A 3,456-nucleotide genomic window follows, 5' to 3' on the forward strand; every position below is an offset into this window, starting at 1 on the left:
GGTCGGTTACGACGCGGAGCGTCATAACCAGGGGAACGACGCGGAGCGTCATGACCCGCGGGCGCCGTGCGGAACGAAGCCGCCTTTCGTCCGGATACCCCGACGGCGCTCGTCGAGCAGCGGGATGCAGCGCCGGGCCATCTCCACGCCGGTGATCACGCCGGGCAGTCCGCACGCAGGTGGCGCAGGGTGGCACCGAAGGGGAGGCCGAGAAAGATCAGCACCGGGCAGTTGGAGCAGACCGGCGTCGCCCCCGCCGGCGAAGGCGGAGAGCAGCTTGGCGACCAGCGAGATAAGCAATAGCGGCAGATGGGTGGACCCGTTGGGCATCGGGAGCTATAGAACCTGATAATAATGATGCGTTGGTTGTGGGTAAGGGGGACCCCATGTGGCGACAGGGTGTTACGTCAGCCACGCTTCCAGGAGCTTGTCGGGCTATGAGGGATCGAATGGGAGGGCGGCCTCAGGAAGTTATTCTTTCGCGGGCCTCAAATGACGATCCGGTAGCCGCAAAGGTCTTTTTGTGAGTGTTCGATGGACTCCCCGGTATTGAGCCAGTCCTTGAAGATCCTGATCGTCGACGACGACGAAGACAGCCGCACCCTGCTCCAGCGCTTTCTTCGTGGTGAGGGGTATGAACTCCACCTGGCCGCCGACGGCCGCGAGGGGGTGGCGCGGTTCGAGGCGGTGCAGCCCGACATCGTGTTGATGGACGTGATGATGCCGGAGATGGACGGCTACGAGGCGGCCCGCGCGATCAAGGCCGCAGCCGGTGAGCGTTTCGTGCCGGTGATCTTTCTCACCGCAGTGCACGACGAGAAGGCGCTGGCCCGCTGCGTCGAGTTCGGCGGCGACGACTTTCTGACCAAGCCCTACAGCCGGGTGATCCTGCTGGCGAAGATCGATGCGCTGCGCCGGGTGTGCGGTCTCTATCGTACGCTCCAGGCCCAGCGCGACGAGTTGCGGCGCCACGAGAACCGGCTGCTGCGCGAGCAGGAGCTGGCCGAACGGGTGTTCACCCGGATCCTGCGGCGCGGGCGGGTGGAGGCCCACAACATCCGTTTCCTCTCCGAGCCGGCGGCCATCTCCAACGGCGATCTGCTGCTCGCCGACCGGGCCGAAAGCGGCCATCAGTATCTGCTCCTGGGGGATTTTACCGGCCACGGCCTGTCGGCGGCGATGGGAGCGCTGCCGGTCTCCCAGTTGTTCCACCGTTTGGTGGCCGAGGGGGCGGGGGTGGAGACGATGGTGAGCGGGCTCAACGATGCGGTGCGGGAGGTGCTGCCCACCGGGATGTTCTTCGCCGCCGCCGTGGTGGAGTACGTGCCGGAGCGGTTGGAGGTGACCCTGTGGAGCGGCGGCATCCCCGACGTGCTGCTCTATCGCGTTGCCGACGGGCGGGTCGAGCGGATCGTTTCGCGCAACCTGCCGATGGGGGTGGTGGGGAGCAAGGGGCTGGCACCGGAGGTGGAGCGGTTGCGGGTGGGGCGTGGCGACCGTCTCTTCCTCTACTCCGACGGGGTGATCGAGGCGCGTAACGGGGAGGAGGCGCTGTTCGGGCCGGAGCGTCTGGAGGGATGCCTGCAGGGAGAGCCGGCGGGGTTCTTCAGCGCCATCGTCGATGCCCTGGCCCGTTTCCGCGGCAATCACCCGCAGGACGACGACATCTCTCTGCTGGAGCTGCTCTGTTGACGGTGGAACGCCGGGCGTTTCCCATAGGGCGGGCCGTGCCCGCCGCGGCCTCTCCGTCGGTACCAGCGATAAAGTGGGGTTCAACGCCGCGGCGGGTACGGCTGCCCGACAAAAGAACGCGGTATCGGAAGGCCCACGTTGGTCCCGCGATCCACCCTCTCTACCCAATGCTTCTAAACGTTTCGGCCCCGCCAAGCGGGCGCCTCAAGGCGCCCGCTTGGCGGGGCCGAAACGTTTAGAAGTGGGGCTTCTCGGGTGCGTTCTGGAACATCGCCACCGAGTCCATGATCTCCCGCTTGGCGTCTTCGATGCCGCCCCAGCCGTCGACGCGGACCCACTTCCCCTCGTCCAGGTCCTTGTAGTGCTCGAAGAAGTGGGCGACCTGGTCGAGCAGCATCTTCGGCATGTCGTCGATGTCGGTGGTCTTGGCGTAGGAGGGGCAGAGCTTGGAGACGGGGACGGCGAGCACCTTGGCGTCGTCGCCCGACTCGTCGGTCATCTTCAACACGCCCACCGGCCGGCAGCTGATCACCGAGCCGGGGATCAGCGGCACCGGGGTGACCACCAGCACGTCCACCGGATCGCCGTCCTTGGAAAGGGTGTGGGGGACGTAGCCGTAGTTGCACGGGTAGTGCATGGCGGTGCTCATGAAACGGTCGACGAACATCGCCCCGGTCTCCTTGTCCACCTCGTACTTGACGGGGTCGGAGTGGGCGGGGATCTCGATGATGACGTTGATCTCGTTGGGCACGTCCTTGCCGGAACTGACGCGGTCCAGGTTCATGTCCTTACCTCTGCTGCGGTGAATCGTGGGAAAGGGTGGGGATTATACCGGCTATTGACGGCACGGGTCGGGAGTTCGTGAACGGCCCCGCCGTTTTCAACGTTTCTTGCCATGAAGAGGAACGAAGGGCATGAAGGCGATCTACTCTTTTTCGTGGCCATGTCTGGGTTAACTGTTGCGACATTCCTCGCCTGTCAGGCGATGGGGTGCGGGCGGCGTACGCCGGCGCTACCGCGCCGACGCGAACGAAAGCAGCGGGCTTGCGGCCATGAGGATCCTTCCGAACGGAACACCCCGTTCGGAAGGTTCGGCGGAGGCGGCGAAAGGCCACTGCCCCCGTTCGCGTCGGCGCGGTAGCGCCAACCTACGGCGGGCGCGTTGCCGTGCCGATGGCGGGGAACGCGGCCGGTGACAAGAACTGTCGCGCTTTGGGGGCGGCGTAGGTCGGCGCTACCGCGCCGACGCAAACGAAAGCAGTGGGCTTGCGGCCATGAGGAACTTTCCGAACGGAACACCCCATTCGGAAGGTTCGGCGGAGATGGCGAAAGGCCGCTGCCACCGTTTGCGTCGGCGCGGTAGCGCCAACCTACGGCGGGGCGTTGCCGTGCCGATGGCGGGGGACGCGGCCGGTGACAAGAACTGTCGCGCTATGGGGGCGGCGTAGGTCGGCGCTACCGCGCCGACGCAAACGAAAGCAGCGGGCTTGCGGCCATGAGGATCCTTCCGAACGGAACACCCCATTCGGAAGGTTCGGCGGAGACGGCGAAAGGTCGCTGCCCCCGTTTGCGTCGGCGCGGTAGCGCCAACCTACGGCGGGGCGTTGCCGTGCCGATGGCGGGGGACGCGGCCGGTGACAAGAACTGTCGCGCTATGGGGGGCGTAGGTCGGCGCTACCGCGCCGACGCGAACGAAAGCAGCGGGCTTGCGGCCATGAGGATCCTTCCGAACGGAACACCCCATTCGGAAGGTTCGGCGGAGAC

At 66.1% G+C, this 3,456-nt stretch carries 3 protein-coding genes; 1 reads left to right on the forward strand and 2 read right to left on the reverse strand.

All coding sequences use genetic code 11. The annotated features are described in order from the left end of the window. Positions 1–48 precede the first annotated feature (48 nt). On the reverse strand, positions 49–330 hold the full coding sequence (locus ACYQ2W_RS25675; protein WP_459873814.1) for a hypothetical protein: 282 nt from the start codon (positions 328–330) through the stop codon (positions 49–51). Between the two features lie 231 nt (positions 331–561). Between ACYQ2W_RS25675 and ACYQ2W_RS25680 the strand changes: the two genes are divergently transcribed. Continuing rightward, positions 562–1,692, forward strand: a complete 1,131-nt coding sequence (locus tag ACYQ2W_RS25680; protein WP_459873816.1) for a PP2C family protein-serine/threonine phosphatase — start codon at positions 562–564, stop codon at positions 1,690–1,692. 235 nt (positions 1,693–1,927) lie between these two features. Here the strand turns inward: ACYQ2W_RS25680 and ppa are convergent, their stop codons facing one another. Then, on the reverse strand, positions 1,928–2,476 hold the full coding sequence (gene ppa / locus ACYQ2W_RS25685) for an inorganic diphosphatase (protein WP_459873818.1): 549 nt from the start codon (positions 2,474–2,476) through the stop codon (positions 1,928–1,930). Positions 2,477–3,456: the final 980 nt, after the last annotated feature.

The organism is Endothiovibrio diazotrophicus, from assembly GCF_054657215.1.